The organism is Selenomonas sp. oral taxon 137 str. F0430 (assembly GCF_000183625.1).
GTDB lineage: Bacteria > Bacillota > Negativicutes > Selenomonadales > Selenomonadaceae > Centipeda > Centipeda artemidis.
This window is the reverse complement of the sequence record NZ_AENV01000005.1, coordinates 269058-286230: the sequence shown is the minus strand read 5'-3', so window position 1 is coordinate 286230 and position 17173 is coordinate 269058. Positions and strand designations below refer to the sequence as shown.

Here is a 17173-nt window from a genome sequence, read left to right as displayed (position 1 = left end):
TCATCCGTGTCGGTGTCCTCAGCGCTTTATTGAGCTGCACCTGCATGGGAAATACGTCGGCGGCTCCGATGAGCGGCACCGCAGGGACAGGCGCCGCAGCGGCCGCCGAGCCGAGCGTGACGTCACTTATCTTTGACCGCACAAATTATACGGACGAAGTGCTGTCGCTCAACGGCACGCCCGTTGCATTCCGTGCGTACCGCAACATTCCCTATGTGTCGAGCCCCAAAGATGCCGCACATCAAAGTATGAGCATCTTTATCCCTGCCGCGTATCTGACAGGCGGCACGGTAAACGGCTATACGGCAGCGACTGCTCCCATCTTCATGCCGAACGGAGTCGGCGGCTATATGCCCGGAGAGATCGAAGAGCCTCAGGAAAAATCACGTATGTCGGGCGCCCCAAACGCAGCGCTTACCGCACTCTCCCGCGGACTGGTTGTCGCCGCTCCGGCGATACGGGGGCGTACGAACACCGACGCACAGGGGGTGTATGTCGGCAAAGCGCCCGCGCTCATCGTGGACTATAAAGCCGCTGTCCGCTATCTGCGCTACAACGCCGCACGTCTGCCCGCGGGAAATACGGAGCGGATCATTTCAAACGGAACAAGCGCAGGCGGCGCCTTGTCGGCGCTTCTTGGCACAACCGGCAACAGCCCGGACTATACGGCAGCTCTTGCCGAGATCGGTGCAGCGGGTGCGCGCGACGATATTTTTGCCGCCAGCTGCTACTGCCCTATTACCAATCTCGAGCATGCCGACATGGCATACGAATGGATCTTTTCGGGCATCAACGATTATCATCAGGGAGCTCCCGCCCCTGCCCTGCACACGGAAAATCAAGAGGGCGCCACGGTAACGAACCGCCCTGCAAATGCCCCCACGGAAACCTCATCTGCAGTACCGATGACCGCAGAGCAAATCACAGCCTCTGCATGGTTAAAAAAGGACTTCCCCCGCTACCTCAACAGTCTCAGACTGAAAGACGCTGCGGGCAGCGTGCTGCAGCTCTGCTCCGACGGCACGGGCACCTTTGCGGAATACATCAAAGGGCTCTACCGCACTTCTGCACAGTATGCAGTTGACAATAACGCAGCCCTGGACGGCGCCGATTGGTTTACCGTACAAAACGGCCGCGTCACAGACGTCGATCTTGCCGCATATGCGCGCTGGGCGACACGTCTGAAAGCGACCCCCGCCTTTGATAAATTCGATCTTAGTTCCGGCGAAAATGATGAGTTCGGCACGGAGACAAACGTTCCCCGCCACTTCACCAAGTTTTCTCGGAAATATGATACGACGCACGGCGCACTCGCTCCCGCTGCGAACATCCGTATGTTGAACCCGCTGAACTATATCGGCGCAAACGGCGTACGAACCGCACCGCACTTCCGCATTCGGCACGGCGCCAAAGATCGTGATACGGCGCTCCCCATCCCTGCCGTTCTCGCCCTGCGCCTTATGAACGCAGGAATTGATGTGGACTTTGCCGTTCCATGGGGGTACGGCCATGCCGGCGATTACGATCTGGACGAATTGTTTGCATGGATCGACCGTATTTGTAAATAAAAATTGGCATAGAAAAATCCCGGCATGCGACGGCAGCGTATACCGGGATTTTTGATGCCGTATCGGCAGTCCGGTCTTCCGGGCAGCAACTGAGTTTTTTGCAGTGACACAGTTATGCGCCAAGATCGCGCGTCACGCCGTAACCTAAGTGACGCGGAAGTTTGGATGCAGAACAAGGAACAAGAAAAATACAAGCGAAGTCGTAGTTAAAGCGCTACGTCGAGCGCCGTATTTTTCGCAGTGACACAGTTATGCGCCAAAATCCCGCGTCACACTACTGTAACCCAAGTGACGCGCAAGCTTGGATGCATAGCTAGGCATGAGGAGAATCCAAGCGAAGGCGTAGTTAAGACCTACGTCGAGCGCAGGATTCGACGAATAACGACGCTAGGCGCCAAGATCGCGCGTCACAGATATTTAAGGCGGCGATTCAGCGACACCCCCAACCCTGCCGCAGCCGCCGCCTTGATCATATCCCCCGGCACATACTGGACAAGCGCACCGAACGCGGCGGCGATGCCGGCGAATTTGTCCCCGAAGAGAACGACGAGCCACAGCGTCGCAAAAATATAGGTCACGGGGACGCTGACGAGGACGGCGACGACTGCATAGCGCGCAAACGACGGGCGATCCCCCTTGAGGAAGCTCATCAGTGTGTAAGCGATGAGAAATCCAAGGAAGAAACCGCCGCGCGGACTAAAAATAATTGCAAGCCCGCCGACGCCGCCCGCAAAGACCGGCAGACCGACCGCGCCGAGCAGCGTATAGCCGACGAGCACGACGGCAGTCTGCGCGGGCGTCAGGACGAGTGCTGTGAGACACAGTGCAAAGGTCTGCATCGTGAGCGGCGCCATGAACGGCACGGGGATCGCGATATAGGCGCTGACGCAGATGAGCGCGATGCACAGCGCCATCCGCGTGGTATTGCGAATCGAAAAGAATTTGTCGTCATATTGTGACATAAAAATTACACTTCCTATCTATAAATTCTTTCGCTATTTTACACACAAAAAAAGAGAACGTCAACCGGTTTTTATATCCGTGTTGACGGCCTCTTTGTATTCTGAACCCGTAGGTTTTTCACGGTGACACAGCTATGCGCGAAAATCCCGCACCTAAAACCGCACAGTAAGTGACGCGGAAGTTTGGATGCAGAGCAAGGAATGAGGAAAATGCAAGCGAAGGCGTAGTAAAGCGCTACGTCGAGCGAAGCATTTGACGATATGACACAGCTATGCGCCAAAATCCCGCGTCAACACCGTAACCTCAGTGACGTGGAAGTTTCGATGCATAGCTAGGAATTAAGACGAACGCAAGGAAGGCGTAGATGAAGCCTACATCGACGAAGCGTTCGTCGAAAATGACGACGCTAGGCGCGAAAATCCCGCGTCACGTCTCCGCGTCACCTTTTTAATTATTAAGATGCTCCAACCGCGACAAATCCACCTCTTCGTATACCTCTTCCTCTTCTTCGATCTCCTCTGCCACAGGCTGCGGCGCGTGATCGATGATGTCGAGATTGCGGTAACGGGTCATGCCCGTGCCCGCAGGGATGAGCTTGCCGATGATGACGTTCTCCTTGAGGCCGACGAGCGGATCGATCTTCCCCTTGATCGCCGCATCCGTGAGGACGCGGGTCGTCTCCTGGAACGATGCCGCCGAGAGGAAGGAGTCCGTTGCGAGCGATGCCTTTGTGATGCCGAGCAGGATGGGTTTTGCCACGGCGGGCTCGCCGTCCTCCTCGATCGCCTTGGTATTCGCGGCTTCGAACGCGTTGATCTCGATGTATTCGCCGGGCAGGAAGTCGGTTGTTCCCGCCTCTTCGATTTTGACCTTGTGCAGCATCTGCCGCACCATGACCTCGATGTGCTTGTCGTTGATCTCAACGCCCTGCGACTTGTAGACCTTCTGCACCTCGTAGACGAGGTAGCGCTGGGTCGCCTGCAGTCCGCAGACGCGCAGGATGTCGTGGGGATTGATAGAGCCCTCGGTGATCTTGTCGCCGGGTTTCAGCTCCGCACCGTCGCGCACCGCCATGCGCGCGCCGAACGGTACGCTGTATTCGCGCGGCACGCCCTCGTGCGAGGTGATCGTGACCGTGCGCATTCCCTTGCCGGTATCCTCAATGGCGACGACGCCCTCGTTCTCCGCGATGATCGCGTTGTGCTTGGGTTTGCGCGCCTCGAAAAGCTCCTCAACGCGCGGCAGACCTTGCGTGATATCGTCGCCCGCGACGCCGCCCGAGTGGAACGTACGCATCGTGAGCTGTGTGCCGGGTTCGCCGATGGACTGTGCGGCAATGATGCCGACCGCCTCGCCGATCTCGACCTCCGCCTGATTGGCAAGGTCGCGTCCGTAGCACTTCATGCAGACGCCGAACTGCGATTTGCAGGTCAGTACGCTGCGGATGGAGACACGCTTCCGGACGCCTTCGATACGTTTTGCAAGTGCCTCGTCGACGGGGTCGTTGATGGAGGCGATCTTCTCTCCTGTCGCTTCGTCGATGATATCCTCGGCGAGCACACGCCCGACGATGCGGTCGGCAAGCGACTCGATGACGCCGGAGCCTTCGGTGATCGCCTCGACCTCGATGCCGCGGACGTTATTGTTGCGGATATGGAGTTCATGCACCTCGGAGTCGAGGATCGCCTCGACGAGTTTATCCGTGAGCGTTGTCCCCTCTGCTGCGAGCACGGCGCCGTCACCCTCGGCAGCGTCGCGCACGACTTCCTTGCCGCTGAGTTCGCGAATGACCGCCGCACGATCCTTTTTGCGTTTTTTCGCGTCAGGTTCGCCGAGCGCGATGCTCTCGGTGATCATGGCGTTGCTGACGGCACCCTCGACATTGACGGAGGAACCACGCACCATGATTTCACGGATATTGTGTTCGCCGATCGCCTCGAGCACCTCATCGGTGAGAACTGTATCACGCGGGTAAAGGACTTCCTTGGTCTTGGGATCGTAAACCGCTGCGGCAAGAAGACGTCCCATGAGGCTCTCTACGAGGAGCTCAAGCGCGTCAAATGTGGACTCTGCAAGCCGCGCACGCACCTGCATGAGGTTGATCGCGGAGACGTCGCAGTCCTCTTCGCGGACGATGACATCCTGCGCGACATCGACGAGACGACGGGTGAGATAGCCCGAGTCCGCCGTGCGCAGCGCCGTGTCGGCAAGACCTTTGCGCGCGCCGTGCGAAGAGATGAAGTAATCGGAAACGGAAAGTCCCTCACGGAAGTTCGCCGTAATCGGCAGGTCGATGATTTTACCGGAAGGGTCAGCCATGAGCCCGCGCATTCCGGCGAGCTGGCGCATCTGCTGCTTGTTGCCGCGTGCGCCGGAGTCCGCCATCATGAAGATCGGGTTGAACGGATCCATGTTTTCCATCATGGCGTCCGCCACGTCGTCCGTCGCCTGCGTCCACAGCTGGACGACTTTCTTGTAGCGCTCGTCCTCGGTGATGAGACCGCGCCCGAACTGGCGCTCCACCTTGTTGACGCGCGCCTGTGTATCGGCGATGATTTCCTTCTTCTTCGGCGGCACAATGACGTCGGAGACGGCGACCGTCATGCCCGCAATGCAGGCATAGTGGTAGCCGAGATTTTTCACATGATCAATGACCTCGGCAGTCTTGGTTGCACCGAAGTGGTCATAGCAGTTTGCAACGAGTTTGCCGAGCTCCTTCTTGTTCATCAAAACGCCGAGACTCCACTCGCCCGTCTCGGGATCCTGCCGGTAGTGCCGCAGTTCCTCGGGCAGGATCTCGCTGAAAATAAGACGTCCGAGCGAGCTGCGGACGAGCCCGTAGCCCTCGACGCGCACGCGGATCTCCGCCTGCAGATCAAGGCTCTTCTGATGATAAGCGAGCAGAGCTTCCGACGTCCCCGTAAAGACCTTGCCCTCACCCTTCGCTCCCGGCTTGAGTTTGGTCAAGTAATAGGAGCCGAGCACCATGTCCTGCGAAGGAACGATGATGGGCTTGCCGTCTTTCGGCGCGAGGATATGGTTCGCCGCCAACATGAGGACACGCGCCTCGGTCTGCGCCTCTGCCGAAAGCGGCAGATGAATCGCCATCTGGTCGCCGTCAAAGTCGGCGTTGTACGCCGTACATGCAAGCGGATGGAGCTTCAGCGCACGCCCCTCGGTGAGCACCGGTTCAAATGCCTGAATGCCGAGACGGTGGAGCGTCGGAGCACGATTGAGGAGCACGGGATGCTCCTTGATGACACCCTCGAGCACATCCCAAACCTCGGGACGCGCGCGCTCAACCATGCGCTTCGCAGATTTGATGTTGTGCGCCGCACCGTCCGCCTGAAGTTTTTTCATGACAAACGGTTTGAAGAGCTCGAGTGCCATCTCCTTCGGCAGGCCGCACTGATGAAGTTTCAGCTCGGGACCGACGACGATAACGGAACGCCCGGAATAGTCCACGCGCTTGCCGAGGAGGTTCTGACGGAACCGCCCCTGCTTTCCCTTGAGCATGTCCGAGAGGGATTTGAGCGCACGGTTGCCGGGTCCTGTGACAGGGCGCCCGCGGCGGCCGTTGTCGATGAGTGCGTCGACCGCTTCCTGGAGCATCCGCTTCTCGTTGCGCACGATAATGTCGGGCGCGCCGAGGTCGAGCAGACGACGCAGGCGGTTGTTGCGGTTGATGACGCGGCGGTAGAGGTCGTTGAGATCAGACGTCGCAAAGCGACCGCCGTCAAGCTGCACCATCGGGCGCAGGTCGGGCGGAATGACCGGAACGACGTCCATGATCATCCACGACGGACGGTTGCCGGATTTGCGGAACGCCTCGACCACCTCAAGGCGGCGGATCGCACGCACTTTCTTCTGGCCGGAAGTTGTGCGCACATCGTTCCTAAGCTGCTCGCTCATCGCCTCGAGATCGAGTTCTTCGAGCAGCTCCTTCACTGCCTCCGCGCCCATACCGACGCGGAAGGTATTGCCGTATTTCTCCAGCGCTTCGTGATACTCGCGCTCGGAAAGAAGGTCTTTCTTCTTGAGATCCGTTTCGCCCGGATCGACGACGATATAATAGGCGAAATAGAGGACTTTTTCGAGCGAACGGGGTGATACGTCGAGGATCAGCCCCATGCGGCTCGGGATCCCCTTGAAATACCAAATATGCGAGACGGGCGCGGCGAGTTCAATATGCCCCATGCGCTCGCGGCGCACCTTGGCACGCGTGACCTCGACGCCGCAACGGTCGCAGACGACGCCCTTGTAGCGGATGCGCTTATACTTGCCGCAGTGGCATTCCCAGTCGCGTGTCGGGCCGAAGATGCGCTCGCAGAAGAGGCCGTCACGCTCCGGTTTAAGCGTACGGTAATTGATGGTCTCCGGCTTTTTGACCTCGCCGTGCGACCACTCACGAATTTTATCGGGGGAAGCGAGTCCAATCCGCATTGAGTCAAAATTGTTTACATCCAGCAACAGATGTCACTCCCTTCCTAAAATCAGAACTCCGAATCGTCCTCATTCGGCACGTCGATGTCGTCAAGCCCGCCGTGCAGGATCGTATCCATATCATCTGACAGTTCTTCGTCCGCGCCGCCGATATGCGCGATGATGTCCTCATCGGGAATATCCTCGCCCTGCTCCGCATCATCCCCCTCGTCATATACGGGGGGCGGCGGCGGTGCGCCGTTTTCGTCAACGCCTTCCACATCGAGATCGAGGGAACGCGCCTTCTCGCCGATATCCTCGTCCTCTTCGTCGCGGATCGCGATTTCCTTCGCATCCTCGTTGAGCACCTTGATATCAAGTCCGATCGCCTGCAGTTCCTTGATGAGCACCTTAAAGGACTCTGGGACGCCCGGCTCGGGGATATTATCTCCCTTAACGATCGATTCGTATGCTTTCACGCGGCCGACTACGTCGTCGGACTTCACCGTCAGGATCTCTTGGAGCGTGTATGCGGCGCCGTATGCTTCGAGCGCCCAGACCTCCATCTCGCCGAACCGCTGTCCGCCGAACTGTGCCTTGCCGCCCAGCGGCTGCTGCGTGACGAGGGAGTACGGTCCCGTGGAACGCGCATGAATCTTATCGTCGACCAGATGATGCAGTTTCAGCATGTAAACACAGCCAACCGTAACGCGGTTCTCGAACGGCTCGCCCGTGCGCCCGTCATAGAGCACCGTCTTGCCGTCGGCAGGCAGTCCTGCCGCGCGGATCGTGCCGAACACATCGTCGTCGCCCGCACCGTCAAAAACCGGCGTTGCGATATGAATGCCCGCCTCATCCGGTTTCGGCATTCCGTTCACGTCAAAATTGTATCCAGCCGCGCGGAGGTCGCCCTCCACCGTCGGATCGCCGTCCTTGATGCGCTGTCCGAGCACACGGCACGCCATGCCGAGATGCGTTTCGAGCACCTGCCCGATGTTCATGCGCGACGGCACGCCGAGCGGGTTCAGTACGATGTCGACGGGGGTACCGTCCGGCAGGAACGGCATATCCTCCTGGCGCATGATGCGCGAGACGACGCCCTTGTTCCCGTGACGCCCGGACATCTTGTCGCCGACCGAGATCTTGCGCTTCTGCGCGATGTAGACGCGCACGAGACGGTTGACGCCGGGCGGCAGTTCATCATTGTTTTCACGCGTAAAGATCTTCACGTCGATGATCTTTCCGCCCTCACCGTGCGGCACGCGCAGCGACGTATCGCGCACCTCGCGCGCCTTCTCGCCGAAGATTGCGCGCAGGAGGCGTTCCTCCGCCGTCAGCTCCGTCTCGCCTTTGGGCGTAACCTTGCCGACGAGGATGTCGCCGGGGCGCACATCGGCGCCGATGGAGACAATGCCCTCCTCGTCAAGATCCTTGAGTGCCTCCTCCGCAACATTCGGGATGTCGCGCGTGATCTCCTCGGGGCCGAGCTTCGTATCGCGCGCGTCGCACTCATACTCCTCAATGTGAATCGAGGTATAGAGGTCGCGCTTCACGAGGTTCTCGCTGAGGAGGATCGCGTCCTCGTAATTGTAGCCTTCCCATGGCATATACGCCACGATGATATTGTAGCCGAGCGCGAGCTCGCCGTTGTCTGTCGAAGGTCCGTCCGCGATGGGCTGACCTTCCACAACGCGCTCCCCTTCATAGACGAGCGGACGCTGATTGATGCAGGTCGCTTGGTTCGAGCGGACAAATTTCTGCAGTTTATAGTTGTCGAACGTGCCCTCATCCGTCTTGATGGTAACAGCATTCGCAGCGACATCCGTAACGACGCCGCCGCGGCGTGCAAGTACCATGACGCCCGAGTCACAGGCAGCCTTATACTCCATGCCAGTGCCGACGAGCGGCGCCTGTGTCTTCAGGAGCGGTACGGCCTGGCGCTGCATATTCGCACCCATGAGCGCGCGGTTCGCATCGTCGTTCTCGAGGAACGGGATCATCGCCGTCGCGATTGAAAAGACCTGACGCGGCGACACGTCCATATAGTCCACGCGGTCGCGGTGATGCAGCCCCGTTTCCTCATGGAACCGCGCCGTGACACGCTCATTGATAAAGTACTCGTTCTCATCGAGCGGCTCGTTCGCCTGCGCGATGATGAGCTCGTCCTCCTCGTCCGCCGTAAGGTAGCGCACGTCGTCCGTAACGCGGTGATGCTCCTTGTCCACGCGGCGATACGGGGTCTCCATGAATCCGAACCGGTTGACGCGTGCATAGTTTGCGAGCGAGCCGATGAGGCCGATGTTCGGGCCTTCCGGCGATTCCACCGGGCACATACGCCCATAATGCGAGTTATGGACGTCACGCACCTCGAATCCTGCGCGTTCACGCGAGAGCCCGCCCGGGCCGAGCGCCGAGAGACGGCGCTTATGCGTCAGCTCCGAGAGCGGATTGTGCTGATCCATGAACTGTGAGAGCTGCGAGGAGCCGAAGAACTCCTTCACCGCCGCCACAACGGGACGAATGTTGATGAGCCCCTGCGGCGTGATGCTGTCCGTCTCCTGGATCGTCATGCGCTCGCGCACGACGCGTTCCATGCGCGAAAGACCGATGCGGAACTGGTTCTGCAGGAGTTCGCCGACCGCGCGCACGCGGCGGTTGCCGAGGTGATCGATGTCATCCGTATTGCCGAAGCCGTCCATAAGACCGAGCAGATAGCTGATCGACGCCATGACATCCTCGCGCGTGATCGTACGGTACTGATAGTCGCGCGTCGGCGCGCAGAGCATCCGGTAGACCTCGCCGTCCGCCTTCTGTATGCTGAGCGAGACGAGCTCGCCGTCGCCGAAGAGCACTTTCTCACGCTCTTCGCTCACGGCGTCTACCATATCCTGTGTGATCGCCTCGCCCTTCGGGAACACGATCTCGCCCGATTCCTTATCGATGACCGGCTCCGCAAGTACCTTGCCAAGCAGGCGACGCCGCCAGCCGAGTTTTTTCGTCAGTTTATAGCGACCGACTGTCGCCAGATCGTAACGACGCGGATCAAAGAACAGCACCTCGAGGAGCTGGCGCGCATTGTCCTCATTCGCCGGCTCGCCCGGGCGCAGGCGGCGGTAGATCTCAATGACCGCCTTGCCGCGTGTCTTGACCTCATCCGTATCGCGTTCAATCGTCGCGAGGATGCGGGGATCGTCACCGAAAAGCGCACGAATATCGCTGTCCGTCTCGTAGCCGAGCGCACGGATAAGGTAGGTCACAGGCATTTTGCGCGTGCGGTCGATGCGCACGGACACGACATCGTTCGCGTCAGTTTCGAGCTCGATCCACGCGCCGCGGTTCGGAATGACCGTTGCGTTGTAGAGCTCCTTGCCCGTTGTGTCGATCTCCACGCCGTAATACGCGCCGGGAGACCGCACGAGCTGACTGACGATGACGCGCTCCGCGCCGTTGATGATGAACGTCCCCGTGTCCGTCATGAGCGGGAAATCGCCCATAAACACTTCCTGCTCCTTGATCTCGCCCGTCTCGCGGTTGACGAGACGTACATTCACGCGAAGCGGCGCGGCGTAGGTCACGTCGCGTTCCTTGCACTCGTCGAGATCGTATTTCGGTGCGCCGAGCGCAAACGATTCAAAGGAAAGGATGAGATTCCCCGAGAAATCCTGAATGGGGGAAATATCGCGGAAAATCTCTCCGAGTCCCACATCCAAGAACCACCGATAGCTCGTCCGCTGAATATCGAGCAGATGCGGCATCTCCATAACTTCCTTGATGCGCGCATAGCTATACCGGGTGCGACGACCGACCGACACAGGATTGAACATGAACGCTGTCACCCTTTCGCTGAATATATTGATGGGCTCCGCACCGCTTTTCTGAAAGGACACAAAAAGAACAAGGCAACCGTCCGAATACCTTGCTCTCATGGAACCGCCCGCGGGGCAGTCCCCTAATCCTTTCTAAAAAGCCAAAAAAGGCGCACGAACCCCATACTTACGTCAATAGGTCATCATATCTTACTACATACTAATTTTCATGTCAAGGGTCACGGCGAAGTTTTTTCGTTTTTCAAAATTGGATGTATACTCTAGCGTCCACAGCATTTTTTGTACTTTTTCCCACTGCCGCAGGGACACGGCTCGTTGCGGCCGATCTTTTTGCTCTTAGCAGACGGTGATCTTCCTGCCATGATTTCGTCAATCTGCTCCAAGAGGCTGTCCCGCATCCGTTCGTTCGGGAACTCCTGCTCCATAATACTGCGGCGCAGGTCATAGATATCGAGTTCGCCGTTTTCGAGCATTGCCCGCATATTTTTCCCGATGCTGATCGTCGCGTTTTTATAGTATTCCGGTGGCTTCATCGCTTGGAGCTCATTCGGTGTATAGCCACAGTTGCTAAAAAGCCGCGCATGATTGACATAGTTTTGATAGAGTTCCCCAAATCTGCGAATGTCGTCGCCGCCCTGCAGCTTAAATCCATAGAATGCAAATTTATCCATCAGCGTATCCATGTCCACATCGATACGAATCAAAACAAACATCATCTTGACGGCAAAGTCAACACCTATAATGTTCTTTCTCGGTGCGTAATGTGCGCGTAAAAACCGGTCAAACGCGGCATATTCCGGCGTCACCTCAACATAGTACTCATCCACATAAGCAAGTAAGTCTTCTTTCGTAGACGGAATATAATATGTCTTCCCATACTGAAATTCTTTGGTGTCGTAATAGGCGATTTTATCCGTCCGAACCGGCTCCATCAAATCGAGATTGACGATCTCGCGATCACGCGGTGCACTCGGTCGACCGTCGGTATAAAGATTCTCTGCTCCAAGGACTCCATAATTGCCGTCCTCATGCCGGGCAATCTCCGCAAAGTCAAAGAACTCCTCCTCGGAAAAGCTGCGCGGGCTGAAATGTTTTGCGATCTTATACGCCTCGGGCAGAGGGATAATGCCGTAGAGATTTGCCATCGCAGCGAAATATTTCCGCAAAAGGCGGGAGGTCGTATCCTTCAGGGGGATCTCCCGATACATTTGATTCAACGTCCGGCGATCATATATATCCGGTATTTCCTCCACAGGTATTTCATTGTTCTTTTTATCCGGCATTTGCTTCCTCCACGATCCATAACATGCTTTCGGCACTTCTATTGTACTCGATCTTCCATCAAATAGAAATACTTTTATCGCTCCCCGATCTCTCCGCCGACGCAGACGCTGCGTGTGCCGATGCTGCCGATGTGGACGGGGAGTCCGTAGAGTGCCGTCATGCTTTCTTCGTCGATGACATCTGCGGCAGCGCCGTGCTTCCAGAGTTTTTTATCCTTCATGACGAGTGTCTCGGCGCCGAGGTAGAGTGCGTGATCGGGGAAGTGGGAGGTCATGAGGATGCCGAGTCCCTCGGCGTTCAGGCGCAGGACGAGGTCGAGGAAGCGCTGCGCGTTGCCAAAGTCGAGATGCGCCGTCGGTTCGTCGAGGATGAGGAACGCGGGCTGCTGCGTGAGCGCGGCGGCGAGCATGACGAGCTGCCGCTCGCCGCCCGAGATGTTCGTATAGGGCTGCTCCGCCAGATGCGCGATGCCGAGAAAGTTCATATGATGCCGCGCGATCTCCTCCTCGCGCGCGCCGGGCGAGGCAAAATACGCCATGTGCGCGGTGCGTCCCATCATCACGACGTCGAGCACGCGGAACGGGAACGTGGGCGTGTGCGACTGCGGGATATAGGCGACTCTCTGCGCGATCTCGCGGTCGCTGTACGCGGCGCGTTCTTTCCCGTCAAAGAGGATGCGCCCCGCGGCGTGCAGCTCGCCCACAAGGCATTTTAGGAGTGTGCTCTTGCCCGTGCCGTTCCTGCCGAGGATGCAGTAGACGCCCGTGCCGCCGAGCGCGAACGAGACGTCCTCGAGGATTGTGCGCGCCGCGTCATAGCCAAAATGTAAATGCTCCGCTTCGAGTTTCATGACCAGCGCACCTTCTTTTTCAGGATAAAATAGATGAAGATCGGGATGCTCACGATGCCCGTGATGACGCCGATGGGGATCTCGAGCGAGGTAAGTGTGCGGCACAGGTCGTCGATGACGAGCAGATAGACGACGCCGAGTGCGGCGGAGACGGGCATGAGCCGGCGGAAATCGGGTCCCGTGATCATGCGCGCGAGATGCGGGATGACGATGCCGACCCAGCCGATGATGCCGGAAAAGCTGACGACGAGCGAGGTGAGGAGCGTCGCCGCGAGGATGATGAGGGCGCGGTCGCGCGTAACGGAGACGCCCATCGAGCGCGCCTCCTGCGTCCCCATGCTGAGGATATTGATGCGCCAACGATAGAGGAGGAGCAGCACGAGCGCGGCGATATACGCGGGCAGGACGAGCAGCAGCCCGTCATAGCGCACGCTCGCGAGCGAGCCCATGAGCCAGTAGACGATCTGCGGGAGTTTTTCCTGCGGGTCGGCGGTGAATTTCAGCAGCGCGACGAGCGAGGAGAAAAAAGCGCTGACAAGCATCCCCGAGAGGATCATGGTCACGGGCGCGCTCCTCTTGCGCCCTGCGAGGAGGAAGGTCAGCCCGACCGAGACGATGCCGAACGCGAGCGCAGAGATCTGCACCGCCGCCGCGCTCGTCGTGAGCACGATGGCAAGCGCCGCGCCGAAGCCCGCACCGTTGCTGACGCCGAGGGTGTAGGGACTGGCGAGCGGGTTGCCAAAGAGCGCCTGAAAGACGCCGCCCGCGACCGCCAGCCCGCAGCCCGCGAGCACGGCGGCGACGACGCGCGGCAGGCGCACGTCGTAGATCATCGAGACCTCCATGGGCGTGATATCCGCGGGAAGCGTCCCTGTCACGTCTGCAGTGAGGATGTGAAAGACGTGCTCCACGGGGATATAGTACGCTCCGAGTGTCAGTGAAAATAGGATACACGCCAAAGGGAGCAGGACGCACAGTGCGCCCCGCCCCCCATGGGTGAACAATTTTGTTCCCGTCATTTTGCCTTGATTCCCGCATCTACCGTGCCCGTGAACGGCACGCCGTAGAACGTCTCGTAGAACGCCTTTGCGCGCTCTAGCACAACGTCCGCGCTCACCTTGCTCGGGTAGAACATATGCGCGAGCCACAGCTCGCCGAGTGCAACGGAATCCGCGTCCGGGTTGCCCCACGGCTTTGCCCAGTACGGCGCGTTGATGACGTTCCCGTTCTGCACAGCGCGCAGCTGTGCATAGGCGGGGTCGGTCGTGAGTTCCTTGTAGACCTCGGGATAGCGATCCTGCGAGATGATGACGTCGGGGTTCCACTTTGCCAGCGACTCGACGTTGTACTCGCCGTTGCCCTGGATGTCCTTTGCCGCCGGGTTCACCGCACCCGCGCGCAGGAGCATACAGCCGACGTATTTATCGTTGCCGTAGACCATGTGCTTGCTCGACACGGGGATCGCGGTCACGCGCTCCGCATCGGGAATGTCGCCGACCGCTTTCTCGACGATCGCGCGGCTCTCCTCGGCGAACGCCCAGAGCTCCTTTGCCTTCGCATCGCGTCCCGTGAGATGTCCGAGAATCTCGATCGCGTTATGCAGCCCGTCCGTATACGCCTTGTCCGCGTTGGAAAGGCGCGGGTTCTGCGCCTCCGCCTGTTTGCCCTCGCCGCGGAGCGAAATGACCGCTACGGGGATGCCCATCTCGCGCAGCTTTGCCGCGGATGCCTGATCCGACTGCGAGGCGACGATCACGATGTCGGGCTTGAGCGCGGCGATCTCCTCGATGTTGGGCTGCGAGAGCGTGCCGGGTGTTTTCATCTCCTTGATCGCGGGCCAGATGTCCGCGATGTAGTCGCCGAGATCGCGCTGCCACGTCGACTCGACACCGACAATCTTGTCCTGTCCGCCGAGTTGGCAGATGATGTCGAGCGAATGATGCTGGAGGACGACCATGCGCTCGACGGGCGCCTTGACCTCGACCGCGTTGCCCGCCTGATCCGTAAACTTGTACGTCTCCTGTGCAGAGGTCTGCTCCGCCGCCTGTTTTGCCGTCTGCCCGCAGCCCGCGAGCAGGGCCGCCGCAGTGACCGCGCACGCGAGCAGCGCCGAGATGCGCCGCATGAACTCTGTTCCTGCCTTCATTGAATTCCCCTTTCTCGGCACGTGCCGAAATCCCATCGCCCGGGCATCAAAAAATGCCCGCCGGAAATCCGGGGGCATCGACTGCACGCGAAAAAGCGCACCATGCTCCTGCCGGTTTTCCTTTACAATGCAGACGACGAGCGTCTGCGGAAGGGACGCCCGTTTCCAATCCGTCCCCCGTGACCGAGTTCGTCCCGGTCAGGCCGCCGCGCCATAGCAAAGCCGTAGGCGCCGGCAGCTCGAAAAACACCTCGTTATGGAGTTTTCATTAGTATAGCATGAGGGTGTCCACAATACAAGTATCTGCACCGCCTTTTTCCCATCCGATAAAAATCTGAAAAAAGTTGCGCAAAGCCTCTCGCATTCGTCCGAAAACATTGACAAAAGTTCTCGTCTGTGCTACGTTTGTTTCTAACCTTGCCCAAAGGAGGGCTGTATATGATTGAACTCAAAAATATCATTAAAACATACGCGGACGACGTCCACGCCCTGCGCGGCATCAATCTGCGCATCGAGCGCGGCACGATCTACGGCATCGTCGGACTCTCGGGCGCAGGCAAATCCACGCTCATCCGATGCATCAATCTGCTCGAGCGCCCAACAAGCGGTGAGGTGATCATTGACGGACACGATCTGACTGCGATGAGCGAGAGCGAACTGCGCGAAGAGCGCCGCCACATCGGCATGATCTTTCAGCATTTTAACCTGCTGTCCTCGGCGACTGTCTACGACAACGTCGCCTTTCCTCTGCGGCTCGCGGGACGCTCCGCCGAGGAGATCCGCCCAAAGGTCACGGAGCTCCTCGCGCTCGTCGGTCTCGCGGACAAGGCGGACGCGTATCCGAGCCATCTCTCGGGCGGGCAGAAACAGCGCGTTGGCATCGCGCGCGCGCTCGCGGGCGATCCAAAGGTGCTGCTGTGTGACGAGGCAACCTCCGCGCTCGACCCACAGACGACGAAGTCCATCCTCGCGCTCATCCGCGACATCAACCGCCGGCTCGGTCTGACGGTCGTCGTCATCACGCACGAGATGCAGGTCATCAAGGACATCTGCGACCGCGTCGCCGTGCTCGACGGCGGTGTCATCGCAGAGGAGGGCGACGTTGTAGATGTCTTTACCGAGCCCCGGCAAGCGATTACGAAGGAATTTATCAGCGTTCTGCTCTCGAACGACCTGCCGACGGCGTTCCGCGGCAACCCGATCGAGGCGTCGCCGACGCCGGGCAGCTACATGCTCCTGCGGCTCACCTTCCTCGGCGAGAACGCGGATGATCCCGTACTCGCCGACATGATCCGCCTGTTCCCCGATATCGAGGTCACGATGCTCTTCGGCACGCTCGACCAGATGAAGGATCAGCCCTTTGGGCGCATGATCATCGGTCTGCGCGGCGAAACCGCGGAGATCGACGCGGCGATCTCGTATCTGTCCGCACAGCATTTGAAACAGGAGGTGATCGGCTATGTCCGCCGAAATGATGCCCCTGCTGACTAAGGCGCTGGGCGAAACCGTCTACATGGTGCTCGTCAGCATGATCATCGCGAGCGCCGTCGGCATCCCGCTCGGCGTGCTCCTGCACGTCACGGCAAAGGGAGAGATCCTCGACGCCCCGGGCGTGAACCGCACCGTCGGCGCCGTCGTCAACGCTGTGCGTTCCGTCCCCTTTATCATCCTCATGGTCGCCATCATCCCGCTCACGCGTCTCATCGTCGGCTCCGCCATCGGCACAACCGCAGCCATGGTGCCGCTCGTCATCGCCTCCGTCCCCTTCATCGGACGACAGGTCGAGACGTCTCTGCGCGAGGTGCCGCACGGTCTTATCGAAGCCGCGCTCGCCATGGGCGCCACTCCGATGCAGATCGTCACGCGCGTGCTGCTCCCCGAGTCCATGCCGGGCATCGTCAGTCAGCTCACGACCGTCGTCATCGCTCTCGTCGGCGAGTCCGCCATGGCGGGCGCGATCGGCGGCGGCGGGCTCGGCGACCTCGCGATCCGCTACGGCTACCAGCGGTTCCGCCCCGACATCATGATCGCGACCGTCGTCATCCTCATCATCCTCGTCCAGCTCGTGCAGCTTGCGGGCAATGCCCTCGCCGCACGTCTGAATAAAAGGTAA

At 59.3% G+C, this 17173-nt stretch carries 10 protein-coding genes and 1 riboswitch; of the genes, 3 read left to right on the top strand and 7 right to left on the bottom strand.

The features are described from left to right. The first annotated feature begins 44 nt into the window (after positions 1-44). Complete coding sequence (locus tag HMPREF9162_RS02615) at positions 45-1568, top strand: subtype B tannase (RefSeq protein ID WP_009752596.1); 1524 nt, start codon at positions 45-47, stop codon at positions 1566-1568. A gap of 407 nt (positions 1569-1975) precedes the next feature. On the opposite strand, the gene HMPREF9162_RS02610 is transcribed toward HMPREF9162_RS02615, so the two are convergent. The 7 genes from HMPREF9162_RS02610 to HMPREF9162_RS02580 all read right to left on the bottom strand — a co-directional run bounded on the left by HMPREF9162_RS02610 (position 1976) and on the right by HMPREF9162_RS02580 (position 15060). After that, a complete protein-coding gene (locus tag HMPREF9162_RS02610) occupies positions 1976-2530 on the bottom strand; it encodes a biotin transporter BioY (protein WP_009349530.1) in 555 nt (184 codons plus the stop codon). A gap of 448 nt (positions 2531-2978) precedes the next feature. Further along, positions 2979-6974 carry a DNA-directed RNA polymerase subunit beta' gene (gene rpoC / locus HMPREF9162_RS02605; protein WP_175282241.1) on the bottom strand — a complete coding sequence of 1332 codons (3996 nt, stop codon included), beginning with the start codon at positions 6972-6974 and terminating at the stop codon, positions 2979-2981. A 50-nt stretch (positions 6975-7024) separates the two neighbouring features. Then, positions 7025-10777 carry a DNA-directed RNA polymerase subunit beta gene (rpoB, locus tag HMPREF9162_RS02600; RefSeq protein ID WP_037350152.1) on the bottom strand — a complete coding sequence of 1251 codons (3753 nt, stop codon included), beginning with the start codon at positions 10775-10777 and terminating at the stop codon, positions 7025-7027. A 263-nt stretch (positions 10778-11040) separates the two neighbouring features. Continuing rightward, positions 11041-12063 (bottom strand): YecA family protein, encoded by a 1023-nt coding sequence (locus HMPREF9162_RS02595; RefSeq protein WP_009752491.1) that lies wholly within the window; start codon positions 12061-12063, stop codon positions 11041-11043. A 74-nt stretch (positions 12064-12137) separates the two neighbouring features. Next, the gene (locus HMPREF9162_RS02590; protein WP_009752558.1) at positions 12138-12914 is read right to left on the bottom strand and encodes an ABC transporter ATP-binding protein; all 777 of its coding nucleotides are present in this window, start codon (positions 12912-12914) and stop codon (positions 12138-12140) included. Further along, entirely contained in the window at positions 12911-13933 is a 1023-nt protein-coding gene (locus tag HMPREF9162_RS02585; protein WP_009752772.1) for an iron ABC transporter permease, read from the bottom strand. Before HMPREF9162_RS02585 ends, HMPREF9162_RS02590 begins: the two co-directional genes overlap by 4 nt. Beyond that, entirely contained in the window at positions 13930-15060 is a 1131-nt protein-coding gene (locus HMPREF9162_RS02580) for an ABC transporter substrate-binding protein (RefSeq protein WP_009752548.1), read from the bottom strand. The genes HMPREF9162_RS02585 and HMPREF9162_RS02580 overlap by 4 nt, the downstream gene beginning before the upstream one ends. Before the next feature lie 101 nt (positions 15061-15161). Further along, a riboswitch (molybdenum cofactor riboswitch) is annotated at positions 15162-15317 on the bottom strand. Between the two features lie 181 nt (positions 15318-15498). Between HMPREF9162_RS02580 and HMPREF9162_RS02575 the strand changes: the two genes are divergently transcribed. Together HMPREF9162_RS02575 and HMPREF9162_RS02570 are read left to right on the top strand one after the other, a co-directional pair. Further along, on the top strand, positions 15499-16551 hold the full coding sequence (locus HMPREF9162_RS02575) for a methionine ABC transporter ATP-binding protein (RefSeq protein WP_009752710.1): 1053 nt from the start codon (positions 15499-15501) through the stop codon (positions 16549-16551). After that, on the top strand, positions 16520-17173 hold the full coding sequence (locus HMPREF9162_RS02570; RefSeq protein ID WP_009658697.1) for a methionine ABC transporter permease: 654 nt from the start codon (positions 16520-16522) through the stop codon (positions 17171-17173). The genes HMPREF9162_RS02575 and HMPREF9162_RS02570 overlap by 32 nt, the downstream gene beginning before the upstream one ends.